General features: G+C 34.7%; 14 protein-coding genes. 5 read left to right on the top strand and 9 right to left on the bottom strand.

Annotation, left to right across the window (positions count from 1 at the left end; translation table 11 throughout):
• Positions 1 to 300: 300 nt before the first annotated feature.
• Both BUC21_RS01960 and BUC21_RS01955 read left to right on the top strand, forming a co-directional pair.
• Positions 301 to 1,560 carry a pectinesterase family protein gene (locus BUC21_RS01960; protein ID WP_073398851.1) on the top strand — a complete coding sequence of 420 codons (1,260 nt, stop codon included), beginning with the start codon at positions 301 to 303 and terminating at the stop codon, positions 1,558 to 1,560.
• A 19-nt stretch (positions 1,561 to 1,579) separates the two neighbouring features.
• Positions 1,580 to 3,082, top strand: coding sequence for a pectate lyase family protein (locus tag BUC21_RS01955; protein ID WP_073398850.1), 1,503 nt, complete (start codon positions 1,580 to 1,582; stop codon positions 3,080 to 3,082).
• Between the two features lie 229 nt (positions 3,083 to 3,311).
• Here the strand turns inward: BUC21_RS01955 and BUC21_RS01950 are convergent, their stop codons facing one another.
• Together BUC21_RS01950 and BUC21_RS01945 are read right to left on the bottom strand one after the other, a co-directional pair.
• On the bottom strand, positions 3,312 to 4,775 hold the full coding sequence (locus BUC21_RS01950; protein WP_073398849.1) for a DUF3943 domain-containing protein: 1,464 nt from the start codon (positions 4,773 to 4,775) through the stop codon (positions 3,312 to 3,314).
• A 165-nt stretch (positions 4,776 to 4,940) separates the two neighbouring features.
• The gene (locus tag BUC21_RS01945; protein WP_073398848.1) at positions 4,941 to 5,936 is read right to left on the bottom strand and encodes a cation diffusion facilitator family transporter; all 996 of its coding nucleotides are present in this window, start codon (positions 5,934 to 5,936) and stop codon (positions 4,941 to 4,943) included.
• Between the two features lie 527 nt (positions 5,937 to 6,463).
• On the opposite strand from BUC21_RS01945, the gene BUC21_RS01940 reads away from it, so the two are divergent.
• Positions 6,464 to 8,500, top strand: a complete 2,037-nt coding sequence (locus tag BUC21_RS01940; RefSeq protein ID WP_083547552.1) for a histidine kinase — start codon at positions 6,464 to 6,466, stop codon at positions 8,498 to 8,500.
• A 2-nt stretch (positions 8,501 to 8,502) separates the two neighbouring features.
• On the top strand, positions 8,503 to 9,267 hold the full coding sequence (locus BUC21_RS01935; RefSeq protein ID WP_245797046.1) for a LytR/AlgR family response regulator transcription factor: 765 nt from the start codon (positions 8,503 to 8,505) through the stop codon (positions 9,265 to 9,267).
• A 34-nt stretch (positions 9,268 to 9,301) separates the two neighbouring features.
• On the opposite strand, the gene BUC21_RS01930 is transcribed toward BUC21_RS01935, so the two are convergent.
• From BUC21_RS01930 to BUC21_RS01910, 5 genes are read right to left on the bottom strand one after another with little or no spacing between them, the layout of a single operon-like run.
• Entirely contained in the window at positions 9,302 to 9,580 is a 279-nt protein-coding gene (locus BUC21_RS01930) for a GNAT family N-acetyltransferase (protein ID WP_073398846.1), read from the bottom strand.
• A gap of 37 nt (positions 9,581 to 9,617) precedes the next feature.
• Complete coding sequence (gene hemG, locus BUC21_RS01925; RefSeq protein WP_073398845.1) at positions 9,618 to 10,994, bottom strand: protoporphyrinogen oxidase; 1,377 nt, start codon at positions 10,992 to 10,994, stop codon at positions 9,618 to 9,620.
• A 16-nt stretch (positions 10,995 to 11,010) separates the two neighbouring features.
• The gene (gene hemN, locus BUC21_RS01920; protein WP_073398844.1) at positions 11,011 to 12,378 is read right to left on the bottom strand and encodes an oxygen-independent coproporphyrinogen III oxidase; all 1,368 of its coding nucleotides are present in this window, start codon (positions 12,376 to 12,378) and stop codon (positions 11,011 to 11,013) included.
• On the bottom strand, positions 12,371 to 13,573 hold the full coding sequence (locus BUC21_RS01915) for an MFS transporter (protein WP_073398843.1): 1,203 nt from the start codon (positions 13,571 to 13,573) through the stop codon (positions 12,371 to 12,373). Before BUC21_RS01915 ends, hemN begins: the two co-directional genes overlap by 8 nt.
• Before the next feature lie 7 nt (positions 13,574 to 13,580).
• Positions 13,581 to 15,659, bottom strand: coding sequence for a TonB-dependent receptor (locus tag BUC21_RS01910; RefSeq protein ID WP_073398842.1), 2,079 nt, complete (start codon positions 15,657 to 15,659; stop codon positions 13,581 to 13,583).
• A gap of 1,215 nt (positions 15,660 to 16,874) precedes the next feature.
• Here BUC21_RS01910 and BUC21_RS01905 point away from each other — a divergent pair.
• Positions 16,875 to 17,702 carry a helix-turn-helix domain-containing protein gene (locus BUC21_RS01905; protein ID WP_073398841.1) on the top strand — a complete coding sequence of 276 codons (828 nt, stop codon included), beginning with the start codon at positions 16,875 to 16,877 and terminating at the stop codon, positions 17,700 to 17,702.
• A gap of 16 nt (positions 17,703 to 17,718) precedes the next feature.
• On the opposite strand, the gene BUC21_RS01900 is transcribed toward BUC21_RS01905, so the two are convergent.
• A complete protein-coding gene (locus BUC21_RS01900; protein WP_073398840.1) occupies positions 17,719 to 18,657 on the bottom strand; it encodes a DUF5106 domain-containing protein in 939 nt (312 codons plus the stop codon).
• 242 nt (positions 18,658 to 18,899) lie between these two features.
• Positions 18,900 to 23,903 carry a T9SS type A sorting domain-containing protein gene (locus BUC21_RS01895; protein ID WP_073398839.1) on the bottom strand — a complete coding sequence of 1,668 codons (5,004 nt, stop codon included), beginning with the start codon at positions 23,901 to 23,903 and terminating at the stop codon, positions 18,900 to 18,902.
• Positions 23,904 to 23,926: the final 23 nt, after the last annotated feature.

Genomic DNA, 23,926 nt, shown 5'->3' with positions numbered 1-23,926 from the left:
TTTATAAAGGTTACTTTTAAGGTCTTTGAACAATGTTAATAACAATATAAATAGAAAAATAGTTTTAACTTTACGCAATCTTTTTTAGTTTTAGAAATGAGACCTCAAATCAAAACAAATTTCAACAACTTAATTAGTATTATAGCATATAAATAGTTTCTGGTTGTATATTTGTTATATCAAAACCTTATTATATCTCACATTTTACAAGTCAGGCGATTACATAGATAGAATTTAAGCGTCATAATACTTATTACAGATCAAACAATATCGTTCAGATACTTTATAAAAAAAATAATAATGGATTATAAATACTTATTTTTTGTTTTTTACTTACTTTTCATTTGTCAAATAACCAATGCACAACCATTTCGTTTTATAGTGGCTAAAGATGGCAGCGGAACTCATACTTCAATTCAAAAAGCAATAAATGATTGTCCGGATAATGAGCGTAGTCTCATTTTTGTTAAGAATGGAACTTACGAAGAAAAAGTATCCATTGGAACTCGAGCATCAAAATCTCTGAAGCAAATTAGTCTGATAGGCGAAAGCGTAAATGATGTAATAATAACTTCTCCAGATGCAATTGGGAATGGAGCAACCAACGTTTATGGTGCAACAACCTTTGCTATTTATGCTAATGACTTTTATGCGGAAAACATCACTTTTCAGAATTCAGCCGGAAACAAAGGACAGGCTTTAGCGTTAGATACAGAGGAGGACCGACAGGCTTTTAAGAACTGCCGTTTATTAGGATTTCAGGATACTTATCGCTCAAGGAAAGGACGTAGGTTCTATTTCAAAGATTGTTTTATTCAGGGAGCAACTGATTTTATTTATGGCGGCGGAACAGTCTTTTTCGATGATTGTACAATTAATTGTGTTAAAGGCGGAAGTTACATTTCTGCTCCTGAAGATATTTCATATTACGAAAAAACAACTTCAGGAAAGACTCTTCGTTATGGATTTATTTTCAGAAATTGTGATATAACAGCAGAAGCAGATGTTGCTGATAATTCTTATTATTTAGGTAGACCCTGGAATATGGAATGTGGTTCTATTTATTTGAATTGCAGGATGGGAAAACATATAAAACCAGAAGGTTGGTCTACCTGGAAAAGTACGAATCATTTATCAGCTTGTTTTGCAGAGTATAATAGTATGAATATGAAAAGAACTCCCGTAGATACAAATAAAAGGGTAAACTGGAGCATTCAGCTAACGAAAGACGAAGTTGACACCTATTTAGGGATGAAACAGGTTTATTCAAAAATAAGTTCAGTTCCTTATAATCCGCAAGCTATGTGTACTGCTCTTTCTGCACCAGCCAAGCTTAGTAGAAATGGAAATACAATATCCTGGAAAACTGTTAATGGAGTTATTGGATATTTAATCTTACGAAACGGATTATTCTTAGCCACAACGACTAAGACTTCTTATACTGACGATACTGCTCAGATAAACAAAAAGTATACATACTCGGTTAAATCAGTAAGCATTAACGGGAATCTGAGTGCATCAGCATCCATTACAAGCTCAATAAAACGTATTAAAAAATAACATATATAAAACAAATATCATGAATTTATTGCAGTCATTCTTTTGTGCTGGCCTTTTGTTGGCTACAACAATTGCTCCGAACCAACTATCGGCTCAAACTCTGGCTTTTCCAACTGCCGAAGGATTTGGCAAATTTGCAACCGGCGGACGTGGTGGCGAAGTTGTTGAAGTAACTAATCTAAATGATAGTGGAGAAGGTTCTTTCAGATGGGCTTTGTCACAGTATCCCAATACTCCTGTAACTATTGTGTTTCGCATTTCGGGCGTGATACAATTAAAATCTGATGTACGTTGTAAAAGAAATGGTCTGACAATAGCCGGACAAACAGCTCCGGGAGATGGTATTTGTTTTCGTGGTGGCAAACTGAATTTTGGAGGATCAAAGAATTTAATAATTCGTCATATTCGTTCTCGCATTGGAGGTATGACAGATTCGAAAGTCTTTATTCCAGGTGGGTCAATAGGTATTGAAAACTCTTCTGATTTTATTATTGATCATAGTACATTTGGTTGGTCGGCAGAAGAAAACATGACTATTTACGATAATCAAAGAACAACAGTTCAGTGGTGTTTAATTCATGAAGGTCTTTATACCTCAGGTCATGGAAAAGGAGAACGCAGCTATGGCAGTCAATGGGGAGGCCAATTTTCTACTTTCCATCACAATCTGTTAGCTAATAACAAGAACCGCACCCCTCGATTTAATGGTGCCAGAGGACATAATGATATAAATATACTAACCGACTACGTAAACAATGTAAACTATAACTGGGGAAGAATAAACTCTTGCTATGGTGGTGATATAAATAATAATTCATACAACCACATTAATATGGTAGGTAATTACTATAAACCCGGTCCGGCAAGACCTTCGGGCGAAAAATCCTATTTTGTTCAGGCATCGTATGGTAAGACTGATAAAGTATCTAACTGGTACTTATCTGGAAATGTAATGGAAGGAGATGCCGCTATGACAGCCAACAATAACTCAGGAATAGATCTTAGTGTGAATCCTGCTGCCAGCAGAGATACAATGATTGTTAATACTCCTTTTCATATTGATCCTGTTTATGCCGTAAAAACAGAAACAGCTAAGAATGCATATAAGAGTGTGCTGGCTGGTGCAGGAGCATTTCCTCGTGACGCTGTTGATTTGCGAATTATTAATGAAGTGAGTAGCGGAACAGCATCGGGTAAGGGAACTGTAAAAAGATACATTTCTTCTATATCCGGAAAGGACACAACCTGGGTATATAATCAATATTACGGATTAAAATTGGGTATTATTGATGAGCCATCTGCCGTAGGAGGTTATCCTTCATACGTTACCAAAAATAAAATCACAGACAATGATCACGATGGTATGGATGATGCCTGGGAAAGAGCCAATGGATTTGATCCAACTAATAGAGAAGACAGGAATATAAAAATGAAAAGTGGTTATACAGCTTTGGAGGTTTACCTGAACAGTTTAGTTGGAGAAATGATACCCATAAAGAAGATCACACAAAAAAAGAAATAATTAATCTGATAATGAGAGCTTTTTTCTAAAGTTTATCATTAAAATCCGTTTGATAATTTATAAAATTATAGTTGATATAAAAAAGTTGTGCAATAGTGAGATATATAAATTCTGATAAAAACTAACTACTAATTTATATTATCGCTTATGCACAACTTTAATATTAAATCTCTATAAAAGCAGCTTCAAAAGCGATAATTGTTTTTCTGACAACACCGGCGGATATATGCTAGAAAGTATACTTCAGTCCTAAACGGGTTTCGATTGTATGAAAAAGAAAATCGGGTTTACTGGAATAGTGAGTATTCCTTAAGTAATAATATAAACCCGCACTAATTTTTATTTTGTACCCTAAATCAATATCCATCATAGGATTAATTACAGCAAGCTGCACATTGCCTTTATCGCCTTGAGCATTCAGATACAATTTTTCCTCGTTAGTTAGATCATCCAGATTTATGCCATCATAACCTTTCCACGTAAAGATGCGGTAATATTGCAGGTTTAATTCAAAGTTACCGTATTTTTTAAACTCAATAGAGGTATTACTTTTAATGCTAAATCCGCTTCCCATATTATAATTGCGGTCTATAGAATTATAGTAATCTGTCAGACTTCCTCCCAGAAGAATTGCATTAATAAATGAACTTTGGCGAATGTTTGCTTTCCTTGCCGGAAACTGATAAACCATTCCAACGCCAAACGCAGCTGCTTCGGATATTTTATAAGGGATATTTTTAGATCCTGTAATTACACGCTCAGAGTCATAATAATCAAAGTGCTGAAAGAGTCCTACTAATATTTTATGTCCTGGTACGGGTTCCAAATGCTTTCCGTATAATTTAGCAATAAGATTAACAGATCCAATCAGCGGTTGATTACCTATCAAGTTAATGGTTGATCTAAAATTAAAATAGTCAAACGGTTGCTTTGTTGTTTCTTGTAACGGATCTCCATACAAAACCTTAAATTCTATATAAGGGCTGTTGCTACCTTTAAAGAAATGTTCATTATCCGCCAAATAACGTTCTCCTAATGTTGCAGAGAACTTAACCGGTAGCTTCTCATAATCATGATATTTATAGAATTTATGTCGCACTCTCCAGGCATCTCCGGTTACCAAACGGTTTAATCCTCTGGAAGGCGAAATTAGCGTACCAAGTAACTCGCGGAAAAATCTGCTTGAACCGGATTTAGAATCATCAAGTACTAAGGAAGAAAGCCGATAAGTTACTTCTCCTAAAGCAACTCCACCGATAGAAGTAGCCAGAAAGTCATTAATAGCCGGTGGCTCTACCTCAGCACACATTTCCCACATCAAGCTTCCGGCAAAACTATAAGGAACCGATTTCCAGAAGCCCAGTCCGTTGCTTCGAGCTGTATTAAAATATAGATTACCATGATAAGGATGAGCAAACAGATTGGTAGAGAACTTATCATTATCCCAAACAAGACCATTTGTTATATTCTTGCCAATAGAATGGAGAGTAACCTTTGCATAATCTTCATTCATAACAAAACGATCAAACGCCCATACACCAATATTCAGTCCGGCAGTTTGAAAAGCGGCACGCCATGGACGTTTTATCATACGGGTAGAATCATTGAAAGCAAATAAAGAATCAGCTTGCTGAGCACATAATTGGCTTGACGTTAATAAAAAGAAGATGATATGTATAAATATTCTTTTCATAACATTGAGTTAAGTAAAACAATATACAAAAAATTGTTTCCGCTTGCGCTCAAAACTCCAGGTATTTATCACCAATAACAGATAATAAACAGTTCGATAGTTAAGATGGTATAATTATAACACTTTTTTCAATAAAAACAAAATATGAAAAGAAATTATTTATATTCAACTATGTTTTTCGTTATGTTCTTCATCGCTGGCAGTAAGTTCTTCTAAAGTAAGGTTCAATGCTGCAATATATTGAGTCTTCCTATACTTGCAATCTGCCATCAGGCAATGCTCACAATGTTTTTCAAGACAAGGGTCAGAATGAATAGTAACCAATAAACGATCAGAATATTTAGCAGATAAAAGACTTCTTAATTCCTCGCAAGCATTATGTCCTTCCTCTATATTATAAAACCAGGGCAAAGTTAAATCACAATCCACAAATAGATAGCTACCATATTTAATGACTTTCATATTATGAACATCTATCCATTCCGGCTTTCTTACAGCTGATATTACTCCTAACATTTTACGAAGCACTTCCCCATCAGCTTTATCCATTAAATTAGCTATTGTTTTACGAAGAATAAGAATACCCGTTACTACAATAATTGAACCAAAAATCAGAGCCAATGCACTATCAATCCATCCAAGACCAGTAAAATAAAGCAGGGAAAGACCAGTTACAAGACCAATAGTAGAATATGTATCCGACTGCAAATGTTTTCCTCCAGCAACCAATGCTATTGAATCATACTTTTTCCCCATTTTAATACTATACCAACCCATTACATAATTAATTAGTCCAGCAACTGCAACCACAGCAATACCAATATCCAGTTTACCAATAGTGGCAGGTTCAAAAAGTCTTCTGATTCCTTCATAGATAATCATACCACCTGCAATCATAATCAGCAAGCCTTCTATAGATGCTGAAATTAATTCAATCTTACCATGTCCAAAAGGATGCTCTTTATCTTTAGGTTTGGCTGCATATCTCAAACTAAGAAAACTTATTAGTCCAGCTATTACATTCACTATGCTTTCCATAGCATCGGTCAATATTCCAACAGAATTGGTCAGAAAGAAAGCTATGAACTTTCCAATTAGAATGAGCAAGGACATAGAAACAATCCACCCCTGAACTTTTTGTTTGATTAAATCTTCCTTCATTGAATAATTACTTTTATAATATTGCAATAATAAGAGAACAAAGATACATTTATTTTAAACTTTTACAGATTTTATTCCTCTGAAAGCATCAATCAGAGGTCAATTTAGAATCATTAAAGATATCCTCCACAATTATATCCTATTTTTTAAAATTATTATCGTAATATTTTTATTTAGACCCGGGTCTAAATATGTTTTACACCCGGATCTAAGCAAACTATACACCCGGGTGTACTGCATCTGTACATCCGGATGTACAAAACATTATTAGCCCAACATTTAAAAACGACAAACTAAAGTCTACTAAAACTGCCTTTATGAAAATATTACATTTCATGAACAACCTGAAAATACATGCAATTATATAGCTAAATATTCAATAATTATTAAATACAAATAAAAACAAACCTGCTTAAATATCAACATATTTAAAATATAAATATATTGATATTTTTATTCAATACAGCAAACTAATTATAAATAATTATTCATATTTTTGCAGTAACCATTATAATCTAAATATCAGTATGATAATTAAAAATAATACAAGCATACGCATTCTTACAAACATACTTGCTATTCTTATTTTTACAAGTATATATTCATGCAAAAAAACAAGTTCTGTCAGGTTTAGTAATAATCAATTAATAGATTCTTTTATACAACAAGCTCAGGATTCATTATACAACAACATTACGTTATCGAAGGATTTACTAAAGAAAGCAATGAAAATAGCTCCCGATAGCGTAATGTACTATAAAGCATACAGCACTTATGCTTTAACTTATTCGGCTATAAATCAGTACGATTCTTCACTTCTTTTGTCTCATCAAGTAATTAACTTCTGCAAGCGCCAGGAATTATCACCTCGTATATATGAGTTATTAGCCTCATCAAATAACAATATTGGAGTTTACTACGGACAAATGAGTGTACCGGACTCTGCACTTTATTATTTTAAAGAAGCATTAAAACAATACGAATTGGCAAATAACACAAACCGTATTCCTGATATGTACATCAATCTGGCTGATATGTACTCAAGAAAGGGCGATTTTGCCATGAGTGCATATTATTACAGAAAGGCTCTATCAAAAAGTGATTCTTTAAAAATAACAGATAAAATGGGATTCCCAATATATTTTGGTTTAGGGCAAATTTATATGGAAGTGCGCGATTTTGAGCTTTCGGACACTTATTATCGTCTTGCAGAAAAATTCTACGACAATAGAACACTTGCTGAGAAATTTACGTTTTGCAATAATCGGGGGAATTTTTATTATTATAAAGAAGAATATGACAAGGCACTACCCTGGTTTCAAAAAGCAAAAAAATTAGTATCCAAAGGAGATTATCAGTTTTACGTCAATCTATGCGAACTGAATCTTGGAGATATTTATCTAAATCTGAATAAACTAGATTCTGTCCCAGATTGTCTGGACAAGAGTTATTCATACTTTTCTACTATAAAAAACAAAACAGCCTTATATTACATCTCAACTATAAGAGCAGGACTGGCTCTAAAACAAAAAAACACTCAACTTGCTCGAAAATTATTAGAAGAAACCAAAGATTCGTCGGGAGTAGAAGCCAACATACTATCAATAAGAAACAAATATCTACAAAAGTACTATGCCCAAATAGGAGACTTTAAACAGGCATACTATTACCAGGCAAAAAATATAGCTATCGATGATTCTATTCGTAATGATAAAGCAGAAAAAAGAATTTCCGAAATTGATATGCGTTATAAGCAAGACACAACATTAGTAAACAATAAACTTGTTATTCAAAAGCAAGCTTCTCAGATGAAAAGCCTAAGATATATTTCTTTCATCTGGATACTAATCTGCTTGATAATTCTTTCAACATTTGTCTATATTTTCATCTGCCTGAAAAAAAAGAAAGATCTGCAACAGATAAAGTACATGGATAAGCTAATTAAGCTTAGGATGGAAAATATACGTAACCGGGTATCTCCTCATTTTATATTTAATATAATCAATAATGAAATTAGTTCATCAGGCGAAAACGAGCGCAAAAATTTATATAACCTGGCAACATTAATGCGAAAAAATCTGGAAATATCAGAAAACACAAAAGTGTCGCTGGAAGAAGAGTTAGACTTTGTAAAACTATACATAGAATTAGAAAAAAGGAATTTGGGAGAAGATTTTCGTATTGAGTGGAATCTTGATAACGAAATAGATTTAAAAGAAATGTTTATTCTTCCAATGTCTATACAGATCCCTGTCGAAAATGCAATAAAGCATGCTTTACGTCCTAAAGAAGGAGACAAAATACTTAGTATTAGTCTAGAAAAGGAACAAGAAGGTCTTAATGTATTTATCAGAGACAATGGAGCCGGATATTTCCCTCAACAAGAGAGTCAGACAAAAGGAACAGGAAACGGACTGAGAATTTTATTTCAGACTATTCAACTTTTGAATTCAAAAAATATAAATAAGATATCTCTTAACATTCAGAATATTCGCAAGAACAATGAAGATATCTGCGGTGCAGAGGTTCACATTTTCATTCCTGACAAGTACAAATTTGAATGATTATGAATAAACAATATAATGTTGTAATAATAGATGATGAAGAGATTGGAATATCCAATTTAAGTCAATCATTATCAAACTTTAATGAAATATCAATAGCCGGAACTACACAGTCAGCACAAACAGGAAAAAACCTGATCTTAGAGAAGAAACCTGATCTTCTTTTTTTGGATGTTGAGATGCCGGAAACTAGTGGCTTGGAATTGCTTCATGATATAAAGAATCTAATAAACTGGCAAATGCAGGTAGTCTTTTATACTGCATACGAAAAGTATATGCTTGAAGCATTAAGAGAATCTGCATTCGACTACTTATTAAAGCCATACAAGGAGAATGAGTTCCAAACTGTGATGAATCGCTTCTTTGATTCGGTTGACAAAGAAGATAAATTATCGTCTTTTATTGATTCGCTATCTCAACTAATACCAGAAAACCGTACATTCTTAATTGCTACTATTACCGGATATATAACTCTTCGTCAGGAACAAATCGGATATTTTGAGTATGCAAAAGAAAATAAGCATTGGTATGTAACCTTGCAAAATGGAAAAAGCATTCAATTAAAAAGGAATACTAAAGCAGAAGATATAATAAAACTATCAAAATCTTTTGCTCAGATAAATCAGCAACAAATTATAAACATCGACTATCTGGCAATGATAGAAGGAAAGAAATGTGTTTTATATCCTCCTTATGAGGAAAAACAAGATCTTATAATATCAAGGTCATTCTTAAAATCAGTACAAGACAAGTTTAACTTAATCTAAAACACGAAATTCAATCCTATCTGCAGCAAAATTATTAATCGTAGAGACACTCTTTATATTCCTCATGTCTTATTAAAAAAGCTTTCACATACGGACATGTAGGGACAACTTTAAAATGATTTTCCATTGCATAGTCCATTGCAAACTTAACTAATGTCGCGGCAATTCCTTTACCACCAATTTCTTTTGGAACCCAAGTGTGAATTAAATCCAGCTCCTTGTCCAAAGGAGTATATTCAACATAGGCCAGGTAACCATCAACCTCCGTTTCAAACCGGAAATCATTTTCATTGTGTTTAATTGTATAGTCCATAATTATTGCTTTTTCTTTTTATATAAACAGAATAACATCAGTTTAAGTTCGCTATTTCTTCAGCAATCCGGGTTGCTTGCTTAATACGATCAGCCATACCAATACCATCTCTAATACCTCCTGCAAGGAACAAACCTGAATATTGTTTTTCCAAACCAGCAATACTTGCTAATCTTGCTTCTGTATCAGCTTCGTATTGAGGAATAGCTCGTTCGTGTCTGAAGATTTTTATTTTATCGGGAGTATAATTAGCTGGGAATCCTAACATTTTAGATAGTGATTTTTTAACCAGACTCTCTAATTGCTCATCTGTATAAGAAAGATATTCGGGATGTTTGCTTCCTCCAATAAAGAAGGAAAGATTACCTCCACCTTCCGGGCAACGATCAGAGAAACATGAAGAAGGGAACAAAATTCCAAGCATCTGCTGCTTTTCACGAGAAGGGACCAAACCACCAAAGGCATTTGGCACATGCCCATCTGCTTTAACCACTCCTACCCCAACCTGAATAACCGGAGCATAATGAAGAGAACTAATTGGTTTCATATCCTTATCCTCTATGAAAGGTAATATAGAAGGTAAATCGTAAGCCGCAGCTGTAGAAACTACATAACGGGAGTGGATTCTTTCTTCACTGGCAGACAAAACAGTTTCCCACCCATCAGCAACCGGTTGAACGGAAATGCCTTCCTGAGACAGACGAATATTCTCTTCCTTAATTTCTTTCGCAAGAGCAGTAGCTAGTGATTCGAATCCTCCCGGTACAGAGAATACTTCTTTGGTTGGTAATTTATCCCGATCCGATTTAGGTTCACCGGCTTTTTTAATTGCACCACGAATAAAGCTACCGTAGTTTTGTTCCAGATTATAAAGTTTAGGCAGCGCAAAGCGGGTTACAAGTTTACTTGGATCTCCTGCATAAATTCCTGAAATAAATGGATCGACGGCATAGTCAAGGAATGACTGCCCAAGTCTTCTGCGAGTAAGCTCACCAATACTTTCGAACGGATTGTCACCCTTCTTGCGGAAAGGTTCAAAGAGAATCCGGATTTTATCGTTCCAGGTAAACAAAGGAGTAGAAACAGCCGTAGACAAACTTGAAGGAAGCGGATGAAAAGCTCCATTCTTCCAAATAAGTCGAACTTTCGCTTCTTTACGAGCATTCTCAATAGAGCAACAACCTTGCAACATTTGGAATAGCTCTACAACTTCAGGATTAGAAACAACTCCCGTATTAGGGCCCGATTCAAAAACAAATCCATCTTCACGGATAGATCTCATCTGTCCTCCCACTCTGTTGCTCTTCTCCAGAAGAAGTACCTTCAATCCTTTTCTAGTCAATAAAAAAGCAGTGACAAGTCCTGTGACTCCGGCACCAATAACTACAACATCTACATCCTTGTTCTTATCCATTAAGTAACCTATATTTTTAAACCGGTTTCGAATACATTTTTGTGTTATCTTTCATCAGCGGATCAAACGCTGCAGCAACATTTCGCACAAAGATAGCTCCTTCCTGCGTTATTTTTATTTCTTCCGGAGAATAAGTTATAATTCCATCTTTTTCGAAATCAGCCAGTTTATTCTCATCATACGAGATTGCATTTTTAATATCACTTTCGCCCACACCAATATGAGCGGAAAGCTCTTTCCAGTTAAGTCTGTCGTTACACATCAGTGTTGTTATAACCTCTTTGGCAATCTGTTCTTCTCTGTTAAGGGTATATCCTTTAATAATGGCAAATTCGCCATCGTTCATTTTCTGAATATATTCAGGAATACTCTTTGTATTCTGACTATAAGCCATGGAAAGCTGACTAATGCCAGTTACACCGAAAGCATATACCTGACCGGTAGTTTTCCTTGTACAATATCCCTGAAAGTTACGATGCAATTGTCCCGACTGAAGAGCAATACTTAAATCATCATCCGGCAAAACAAAATGGTCGAGGCCGATTGGCTGATACCCCTTCGATGAAATAATTCGTTTTGCAGCATTATACATTGCACTCTTTTCCTGAGGTGAAGGCAAACCATTCTTCTCCAATATCATCATAGCTTTATTCACCCAAGGCACATGCGCATAAGAGAAAGTAACCAATCTGTCAGGTTTTAGCGCAGTAGCTTTTTGAAGGGTTTCTTCAAAGCTTTGAACAGATTGATAAGGCAATCCGTAAATAAAGTCCATGTTTATGGAAACATTGAATGCTCTCAACAATCCGAAAATGGTTTCCATTTCAAGCAATGATGGTCTTCTGTTAACACCTTTCAGAACCTTCGGATTAAAATCCTGAACACCAATACTGCAACGGTTAAAACCAGCTTTAATTAACTGCATCCAACCATTTTCATCCAAGTAACCGGGATGGCATTCTATTGCAATCTCAGGCGAATCTATACATTCGAACTGAGAAAGAAGTAATTCATTAATTTCCTGAATATAATGAAGTGGAATGCTACTCGGGCTTCCACCACCATAATGTATCTGAGATATTTTCCGGTCTTTGCTTATCAACGGAATCACTTTCCTGATCTCTTTCTTTAGCGCTTCCACATAAGCTTCAATAATTTCGGGCTTTGCCATGGGATATGAGTTGCATCCGCAGTAATGACAAAGATGGCGACAGAAAGGAATGTGGATATAGAAAGAAATATTCTGAGGTGTGGTCTCGTTAGAGGCAATTACCACTTTTTCATAATCCTCATTGGTAAATTTATCATGGAAATAATTTGCCGGCGGATAACTTGTATACCGGGGCGTTGGTACATTATATTTTGCTATTAAATCTTCATTCATGACGAACAGGCTTTTTAAAGAATACAAGTATATAAACTAGCGATATTACGGCAAGTCCGGTTTCTACCAGAAATAGTCCGCTGTAACCCAAAACATCAGCAACTTTGCCACTGCATACAGCAATAAGCATGCTGCTTAAATGAGTGATCACCGTTTGCAAGGTAAAATCTGTACCTTCCCTACCGTCTCTCAAAAAATCCATGGCTACAGTATTAACCAGCACCGCAGATAGTCCATAACTTGCCCACAAACAGAATATTGCTACATATAGAGCTATAGTACCCGGAGTGGTGAGAGACATAAAATAGAAAAAGATCGTAGTCGCAAATACTGCACAGGCAAAAATGATACGAGAGTAAAATCTTCCTATTGAACGGATAACGTATCCACCAATATAGGAGAAGAGGCAGCCACATAACGATCCAAAGATACCAAACATAAATCCAATTTCTCCGGTTTTATATCCTAAATCTACCATAAAAGGCTTAACCATTGCTAAAATTCCAATTATACCGGAATAACAAAGAACCAGGAAAATTAATTGTTTAGCCACTCCTTTCTGATGAAAGAACAGATAAAGGTCTTTCATACATATAGGTGTTTTACCTTGTTTTGGAGTAAATTTGTTGTCTTTATATATAAAAAGAGGAATTAATGCCAGCACAACAAACAAAGAAACACTAATCAATAAAGCATTCCATCCTATCAGTTTATAGTGCAATAGCAATAAACCACCGCCAACCAATGAACCGGTAAAGCTGCCCATACTTTGCATACTGTTTCCCAAACTTTTCTCTCTGTGGTTAAATGAAAGAGCCGTAAGCGCATCGGTAGCAATATCTTGTGTGGCAGAGGCTATAAACGACAGTATAATAAGGATAAATATATTGGTAAAGTTTGTGCTCAGATCTAAAAAGGCAACCCAAAAGATTAATACGGCGTAAACCATCTCAGATGAAAAGATCCATCTTTTATATGAACCTAGATCGGAAGTACGTTTATCGACAAAAGGTGCCCAGAATACTTTCAGAATCCAGGGAAGTTTAATTAGCTGAAGCAAACCAATAGTACTTAACGAAAAATTTCCCTGTCGCATAAGTACAGGGAGTAGAGTACTAAACAAGCTCATCGGCACGGACTGAGCTATGTATAATGAGAAAAATGTAAGTAGCTTATTTGTTCGTTTTGAGTTCATTCTACTTTTAATTAAAAGAATAAGAAACTGTAGCACCAAATGTCATTGGTTTACCCTTTTGTCCGAAAGAATTTCCGAGTGATTCCAGATAGAATGCAGTATAATCCTTAGATGTGGCATTCTTAATCCAGAGATCAACTGTCAGACTCTTCATACGAGCAGACACTTTACCATTGACAAGTCCGTAATAATGCTGATTGACTGAATTTTTATCGTTCCAGTAAAGTTTGCCGGTACCAACATATTGTGCTGAAAATATAAGTCGGTTAATAAATCCTGAACGGAGATTCCAGGTATAGTCACCTCCTACCATCACTGTCTGACGGGGAATATAAGGAATATAATTACCTGAATAATCAAAGCCTGCATTATAACTATTAGCTTCACCAACATATTCGCGGAACTTTGCTTCCGTAAAGCCATAACTCATTTGCAAGTTTAAAGCTTTTGTAACTTCTCCCTGCATTGACAATTCCACACCTTTGCTATAAGACTTACCTGCATTCTTCAGTAAAGAACCTTTGCCGCTGAGCAAGGGCTGTGAGATTTGCTGATTTCTCCAATCTATATAGAACAAAGAGAGATCGCCTTTCAACTTGTTACCAAAGAAAGAGAACTTATTCCCCACTTCGTAATTCCAGCTATATTCGGGTTTGAAAGTCTGGTCGGTATCTGTATCAAAGCTAGTATTGAATCCTCCGGTTTTATAACCTCTGGTCACAGTTGCATAAGTCATATTAAGAGGATTAAACTGATACTGCAATGAGAACTTCGGAGTAAGCTGGGTAAAGCTAAGATCTGTATTAAGTAACTGCACTTGTTGTCTAACGCCCGAAACAATCTTTCCGTAATCATAATCCTGACTCGCATTTTCATAATCGAATCTTAATCCAACAGTTGCTGAAAGTTTCTCAAAAAACAAATCCTTCAATGTTGACTGATGATAAAATGCAAAGCCATTGGTCGGCGCATCATAATCTTTCACTACAGGCAGATTCTTCACAGTACTTTTGGATGCCTGATAAAATGCAAAGAAACCATTAAGCCAGGTATAGCGTTGATCTTTGGACGATCTCATTTCCAATTCTTCGGAAAGCATGTGCTGACGCATTGACTGAGTTACAAAATATTTGCTTGCAGGAGTAAAGTCCTGATCAATTGCTTGTCTATCATCTGAATACTGATAACCGGTTACCGATTTCAGCAGGAATTTATCAAAAGAGTAATTCAGTGTCAAACCACTTGTCAATACACCCCGACGATAAGAACTGTATTCATTGTAGTTCACATTTCCAATCTTTCCGGTTGTAACATCCATCGGAGCATAAGGATAACCACCCTGATCTGAATATTCATAGTTTACAAGCAATCCGGCATTAAAGCGATTACTTTTTTCCCAGTATAATTTCATTTTCCCGGAAGCAGCATTCAAGTTATCAGCCTTTTTTCCGTTATATTCATTAGTGAAGAATCCATCAGCATGTTTGTAGTTTCCGGAGAAAGAATATCCAAAGTCATCATTTAATTTTCCATAATATGATCCCGAAACTTGTTCCTGACCATAATTGGCAGCAGTAGCGCTCAATGTTCCTCCCTCGTATGACAATGGATTTTTTGTATAAACGTTGATAGTTCCCCCCATCGTATTACGTCCGTAAAGAGTTCCTTGTGGCCCGCGAAGTACTTCAATGCGTTCTACTTCATTAATATCAATATCAAAAACAGATTTCTCAAAGAATGGAACTCCATCCACATATAATCCCACGGAAGGAGCATTAATTTTAGAGCCAATACCACGGATATAAACAGGTGAAGTCAGCTTTGAGCCATAATCCGGAATAAAAAGATTTGGAATATACGAACTAATATCTTTCATGCTCACAATATTCTTATTCTTTATTTCAGTCAAAGGGACAAAAGAGACAGAGGCCGGAACTTCATGAATATTTTTTTTCTCTTTGTAAGAAGTAACCACTACTTCATTTAATACCACATGAGGTTTTCTTAGTGTATCATTCTCAATAGGATTTGATTTTGCATTCTGGCAAAGAAAAAGAAGAGAGAATAAAAGCGCTGATTTATACATATTTGACTCTACAATTAATTTTCTGCAAAAGTACAACTTTAAAAGAGTAAAATCAATCCTCATTAATTAGGATTCATGCTGTTAAAGAATCTTTCACCCACAAACATTATTGATAAAAAACAAAAAGTTACTGCCACCTGCCACTTAAATTAAGCAAAAGTGCCTGTATATAGTCCTTTGAGGTGGTGGCAGATAAAAAATACGTACTATTTCATCTGCTACTAATAACTGTCATCTGCTACTAAAAAATATTATAGACACAAACCTCACTCGCAACAAAATAAAGCAAAATATTTGAATAAATATATACTTTTCACAAATAAATCAGGTAAGCCCTCGGCTGAGAACCCATAAGCCCTCGGTTGAGTGCTTATAGGTTCTCAGCCAAAGACTTATCGGCATTTAATCGAGGGCTTATAAATTCTTAGTTTAGTTTTACAATCCCAACACCTTACAACAAAGATAAATAAATAAACTCAAAACACACATTACATCTATAAATTATAATGTTTTTAATACGTAATGTATAAATATTCGTCTGTTTGCTAATCAATTTCAAACTCAGCATAAAGTTAGAGTTTCTGGAGAAAGTCAATAATTTAATTTAAAGCCACAGGTAGTTTACTCTCATTTTGCTTTACTTTAAGACAAAATGCTTTCTTGCTTCAAAAATTTTTAGCACTGTCTGGCAAAAGAAAAAAAGCAAGAGCTTAAATGTCAATATTATCAAATAACTAATTGAGTTTAAAACTATTGCAGCATAATGCATTTTTAAAGTTAACCAACTTTATAACAAACGATTGTTGTATGTAATATATAAATATTTGCCTATTATATATAAATTCATTTAAGTTTATATGATTAAATTTGTGGAATTAAAATTAATTATATAATATTTGTTCAAAAGATAAAAAACAAATCATAAAATTAATCTCTCTATATCAAATTAAGAATTAAAAAAAATAAAATACATTTTACAGTAAAACAAGTATTAAATTAATATATTTAAAACAACTGTTTATTGGTGATATCTTATTTAACACACAAGCCTTTTACTAATATAGATGTTTTTTCACAGAGCAATAATTAACAGTTAAATTATTAATTGATTTATGATTGTAATCTTTTAATAAATTAATTATGTCTAAGCGTTTTTATTATAATTAAGAAGCGGCATATAAGATTTAAATCTATTAATTAATAAAAAAAAGGACAATGAGTAAAAATAGAGAACATAAATCATCATTACATCAAAATAAAAACTGCGCATATAATATATCTAATTGCAATGATATATTCAGTTTTTTCACACTTGATAATTATACTGATTTTTTCATTGAAAAAGAAAAAACAAATCATGTATTATTCATTTTAAACGGAAAAGTAAAATTATCTACAACAAATTCAGAAGATAAAGTCCTTGAAAAAGAAACTATGTTCCTTATTTCAAACACAGATTCTACAATTAAAGGTACTGTGTTGGAAAGAACAGTAATTGTAATCTTAAATATTGGCAACTCTATAACATTTTATAAAGACTATTCATCAAAAGAAATTAAATCTTATTGCCTGGAAAATATTATTAAATTTGAGGCTCTTGAGATACGTCAACCAATTCTTTGTTTTCTGGAAGGAATAATTATATATTTTAAATATAATGTTCACGACAAACAAATGTATCAGTTAAAAAAATATGAATTTCTATATCTTATTCAAGCATATTATGAGAAAAAAGAGACTATTCGTTTTTTCTCACCAATAATAAATAATATGGGGGAATTTAGAAAAACAGTTTTTTCCCGATACACGAAGACCTGTAATGTAGAGCAACTGGCATCTATGTGCAACATGACAACCAAAACATTTACACGCAGATTTAAAGAACAATTCAATACTACACCTTACCAGTGGCTAATGGAACAAAAAAACAGATTCATTAAGACTAGCTTAGCTCAAGGTGTGCCAATACAAGAAATTGCTGACGAGTTTGGCTTTGCTTCAACAACAAGTTTAATAAGATATTGTAAAAAAAATCTATATTAAATATTAATACAGATTCTTATTTATTCCGTAAATACATATCAATAATTTCTATTGAAGTATCTTTGAGTAAAATTTTCTTCTTACTATCAAGAAGGTATATAGAGGGCATAGCCTTCAGATCATATAACTCATTTTTGCGTATTTTTTGTTGCTTATCATATCCACAGATCCAGTTAGATGGGTACTCTGATAAATATTTCATCCAGTTTTCCAGTTCTTCATCTGCATAAATAGAAAGTATTGTTAGCTTTCTTTTATTATTTTCTTTTTGGTTCTGAAGTGTTGTAAACAAAGGCGATGCTACAATTTGATTCTTCACTTCCATGCACTCTTCACAATCTGGATTATTAAAATAAAGCAATATATATTCACTTTCAATATCCTTAAGTTGACCACTTATTCCGGAAGCTAAAGTATATGTAAAATTTGTGGCTGTACTTCCTTGTCTGTTTTTAAGAGCCAAACTCAATTGATGTTTAAAGCGGATTTTATGTGTATTATCAAGAACATCGGATTCTGTAATCGACTCCAGAAAAGGAATATAATACTCTTCATTACGTATAGGCGAGTTAGAATCATAAAAATATTTCTTAGACAATTCTGAAATAAAAGTATATACTTTAATATTTGTTTCTGCTTTTTTCATCAAAGTCTTTATAGCTATACACGCATTTGAATAAGTGGTATGAGATAATGCACCAGCAAAGTCCATAAAAATAGGCTCGATTTTATTTTGTTTATAAATCAAAGAAGAGTCAGTAAATTCAAAATTATCCCAATAATGCTTCACAAAATATTCCTCACGTTCTTTAGGAGAATCAATCATAACTGGTATTTCAGGCAAGCGAAATACTAGTTTATTTTGATTTTTTGGTAATTGTTCTTTATTACTCTTTTTGCATCCGATTATTAAAACAAAGCAAACTAAATAAAATAAAAGAATATTAGATTTCATTTATTCTGTATTTTTATGTTTTTTCAGTTGATACAAAGTTATTAATTTTCAATCAATAATTTATTTTATTGAGTTCCTTTTCGCTGAACATTTTATTTATTGATTAACAGGTTTTCATCAACAAGCTATTAATCATGCACGGCACACCACCTAAAAGAAGAAGGCATCCTTTTGGGACACCCTCTTTAAAAATTTAAAAAACGACACAATTACAGACATCCAATCGGTTCAATTTTGATTTTCTATTTCAATAGAACTCTATCTGTTTTATTGATCGATTTATTTCCTGAGATAACCCTCACAATATAAATTGCGGCTCTACCTTGAGAAAGCTCTGTGAATTTAACTATCTGATTCTTGGGAACTTGTTTATTTATTACCAGTCTTCCTGTTATATCATAGATATTAGCCACACAATCTTCTTTAGTCTGATTTTCCACAAAAATAGTATTATCCCTTACATCGACATTTATCAAAGAAGACTCCGTATCTTCTAAGATTAAACCGGATGATGATGCCACAACTTTGAACCTATTAGTATTAGAAGTGTTAGTTCCGGCAATTACATATTCGGCATTATTGATAATTGGATAGTTATTTCCTGTAACCAAATCATGCAAATACAGGTTACGTCTTTCCAAATCAGATGTTACCGATAGATTAATTTCAAAATTTTCATCAGGCTCTGATTTAACACCAATGATTGCTCCATTTATATCAGACAGAGTAGCTATCTGATAGTCAGATTGATCACTTCCCGAAACATATGTCTGAATAAGATCTCCTTCTTTAATTTTGTAACCGTCCCAACCATTGTCAAATCCGATGGTAGCACCGGCATGTTCAAAGAGCCATACACGGTCGGCTGATTCATTTCCTATAACATCCATCACAATATGAGGTAACTCAGTTACGCTACTTTCAGGCGTCACTGATTTCCAGGCAACTGTTGTCGATTGATTTAATTCATTTTTCGTCAATTTATCATACTGCAATGTAATATTACCTGGTGTTTTCACATCCAGCATAAACGTATGCATTGATAAAATCCTGTCAGGTATACCTGCTTGTCCAGACAGGTTGAACGGAACAGCCTGATATTGCCCTGCTGCAACTCCGGTAATACCTCCACCATTAAGCTTACGCCATTGATCCCGACTACCCATATTAAACAAATAGGCTGTATTAGACTCCAACTCTACACTGCCAAGACCTATAGCCTCGGAAGTTATTGGTATTGCAGCTGCAAACGAATTAGCAACCAGGTTCATTCCCGAATAATTTATATTAAGAGTTTTAGTAACGGGAACACTAGCATTTCCAACATTCAGCACCCCTGGGAAGCTATAAATATTTGTTGGCAATGCATTTGAACTGTTTGTAATTTCATATCCCTTGAATGCCTTAAGCATCTCATCGGGAGCATACGGTGCCGGACGCCATTTATCTCCATTATAAGGTTCTATCCATTGATTTACAGTTTCAATAGAAGGAGTCTGATATGGGAAACCTGAACTCTGAACCGGAATGCCAAAATATTGCCATTGTTTCCGATAAAATCCACAGTTATCACATTCATAAGCTTTATTATAGAATTCCACAGTGGCATTTACAGAAGTATTGGCAGACGGATCTGCGAACAATAAGGTACCTGTAGCTTTATCCATAGCTGATTTTACAACTATAGTGCCGCTATCCGGATTGCTATCTTGTATGTTACCATTAATAGTTAATTGGTTCCCAGTTGTAACCACCATGTTCACATCAGAATTGTTTATAAGGCTGCCAATAGTACGGTCTGTATCGAGATACAAATCTCGAACTGCAGCTCCTTTACCATTGCCGTTACCTAAAGTTCCATTATTAACTTCTGTAGCAAACTCTATGTCTTCACCAAGGGTAGGAACGAATGAGGCTGTCCAGTTATCTGTATTGGCCCAATCATTACTTACTGTTCCGTACCAGTAATTTTTCTTGTAATTTGGGTCTGGACAGTTTAGTATAGGTGTTCCTGCCGGAACAGAACATACTCTATCTAAACGTATATCATCTATGTAATAGTCATTACCTTGATTCTCTGCGTAATTATTACGAAAAGATAGAACGACGTTATCTACTGTACAATTTTTTTCATCATCAGGGACTGGAACTGAAAAATAGAGATCAAAATATGTCCATTTGTTCTTTACTTTACTATCCCAATCCCATAATATTGGAGAAGTTATAGTTGCCAAGACTTCTCCGGTTTTAGGATGTTTTACATCAATAGCTACCTGCGAGGGTCCATTAACCAAATATAGCCAAAATGATGCCCTATACGAGGCTCCAACCTGCAAAAGTTCCTGTCTTTGATAGAACGAATTTAAGGTTTGCCCTGCATTCACTACCATAACAGCTCCATTTTCTGTTCCGGAACGATCCTGTACCGTATTTGACTCATTAAAAGAAGGTGTCCAGAAATAATAATCGTACTGTTTATGCCCTAGTTTTATATATCCGGGAGCTACTACTGCATAATGGTTGTTATCGATTGCGTATTCATTATAATCTGTTGAATTAGGATAAGATGTTCCAAACTTAAAACTACTCGATGGCATGTAGATAGAGGTGGATCTTCCGAAATTATTAGAGCTGTTTGGAGACGAACTTATTCCAAAATCTTCTGTAAATATGTTTTCCTCTTTACAAGGACTTACTATTTCTGTATCCGTATTGTTAGTCAAATCAGAATCTTCACCATCACCTGTTACAGTTGATGTATTTAGATAATTCCCTTCATTTAAAACTATTGCTGTAAAACTTACCGAAACATCAGTTTCCTTAGTTAGACTATTAATTATCCAAGTAATTGTATTATTTACTAGTGTACCTCCATTATTTATTGTTTTTATAGTATATCCATCAGGAACAACATCAGTGATGATAATATTCGCTGCATCATGAGGACCATGGTTCGTTATTTTTAAGTTAAAGGTAACTTCGTTCCCAACTTCAGGACTGGAATCGTCTACAGATTTATCGATTGCCAAATCACTCTGGCGAATCAGAGAAACTACTTTAGTATTTATATTATTACATACTCCGTTCAATCCGTTATATTTACGTTCAAAGAACGGATTTGTCGGAGGAAAGTAGTAGTCTCCGAAGTTCGCTTCATAATCAAAAGGTTTACTAGGATCAGGAACTAAGATTTTATCAGGATTGCTGGTATTGGTCGCATCAGGATCTGTAACATCATTTGGACGCAGAATAGTTGCAACCGCTTCGGTATCATTTGGTGTCGATGCCGCAGTAATGCTTGCTTTAAAAACGTATGTAACTTCGCATCCGTTAGGTAAATTGAGTGAAGACGAATATTTATGCGTTGTCGCATCATAATATATTGCAACCGACTGAGTTCCACAACTATTTCCAGAGAACACAGGAGTAGCAGCTTCTTCGAAGCCCGGAGGTAAGGTAAAAGTGAATGGGGCATTTGTAACATCGGATCCATTATCTCCCAGCTCGCCGTTTTTCACTTTAACAGTATAAGTTACAACATCCTTTATATGTAGGTTATTCTCTTTATCCGTTGTTACTGATGTTACTTTAAGATCAGCTACATTTGTAGTAAATGTACCGTCAACAGTTTTCTTCTCTCCCTTAATAAATGTCCATGTATCCATAGACCTCAGATCTCCAAATGTACCAGTGATATCATTACCGCCCCATTTATGTCCATTGGCTCCATCTCCATCACTTCTTTGACCTGTACTACTTTTTCCTCCTAAAGATGGAGGTAAATGACTATTGTTTTTAGGATTAGAGTCAGAACCAATCCCTGTACTAGTCAGATCTGCATCATTCCAATAGACAATATCCGATTTGACTACTATTTGACCCGGTAATTTTTCATTGTCTAATAATTGTAGTTTAATTCCATTAATATTGTTCTCCATATCGAAGTAAGGAAAATGTACCTCTGCTCCTTGCAGCTCGACGGTGACTTTCGCAGGAAAAAGGCCTATGGGTAGGGGATTTCCCGCCCCATCCTTTCCGTCCCATAATACTCGATTTATACCTGTAACAGCTATTCCTTTCAGAAATCTGGTTGGGAAGGTCGCAGGTGTTTCAGAACTCGATATTTCTACAATATAAGAACCTTGAGATTTAGTATTGAACTGAACGTATCCTCCTTTTCTACTAATCTGTCCAACTGTACCATCTGAACCTATAATATTAGGATTTTCAACACTTGGAACAACAATACTATTTTTTAACCAAGTTTCTCCACCAGGAACATCTCCTTTTACTAAAACATCCTTTGGTAAATCTTCACTCGGCAGTCTGTAAAACATCTTATGAGTTATGTTTTGGTTGTTTTCAGCATCATTAGGATTCCATATCTGCTTATTTGTTACAGCTGCATCAATCGTATTTAAACTTTTGTAAATAGGCGTATAATCGACTGGCCCAGCAGTGACTCCATTGTTTCCTTTTACGAATCCATTATTGTTTACGAAAAATGAGAATACGATGCCATTGTTTCCATTATTGTCTACCAGATAAGTATATCCATCCTTTGTTAATACATACATTTTTCCATAATACCCACCACTAGTATTTGAACTTGCAAGAATGCCCATATTTAATATATTCGCATATACACGTCCCGCGATAAATGCTGTTTTGTTATTATTGATAACGGATATATCCCAAGCTGCAATATAGCTACTCGATGCATTTTTACCACTCCAATCGGTCCACTTTCCATTTGCAGGACCAAGTCTATCTGCATTTACGAATGATGTATGAACATCGGTACTAGGCCAAAACTCTACTTTGTAAATACCTTCTTTCAGTACCGAATAATAAACGGGAGTATACCTATTTGTAGTAGCGTCGGTTGTTGTTAATTTAGGTCCGGCTAATTCTTGATTCCGATCCACTATACGTCCGACAGTTCCTCTAGTGGGTGTAATATCATTATTATCCGGGTCAAACAACTTAATGGCAGCACTGCCACTCCATTCACTAGATGCAAGGGTGATAGTTTCTCCTACCTTTGCATAGACATAATGTGCACCGCGGCTAGCAAAGGGTATTGCTTTAGGAACGGTATTATTATTAGAAAGAAGATATGCCCTAAAACCATTTACCCCATTTGGATAAAGATCCTTAGATCCGTCAGCATGCACTCTAGTTAATGGCAAAAGGCTTACAAGAGGAAGAATAAAGTATAAAATGCGATTGCTTATATAATTCATGTTATTGATATTTTTTATAATTG

This window comes from Bacteroides luti, from assembly GCF_900128905.1.
GTDB classification, from domain to species: Bacteria; Bacteroidota; Bacteroidia; order Bacteroidales; family Bacteroidaceae; genus Bacteroides; species Bacteroides luti.
This window is presented reverse-complemented; position numbering and strand designations above follow the sequence as displayed.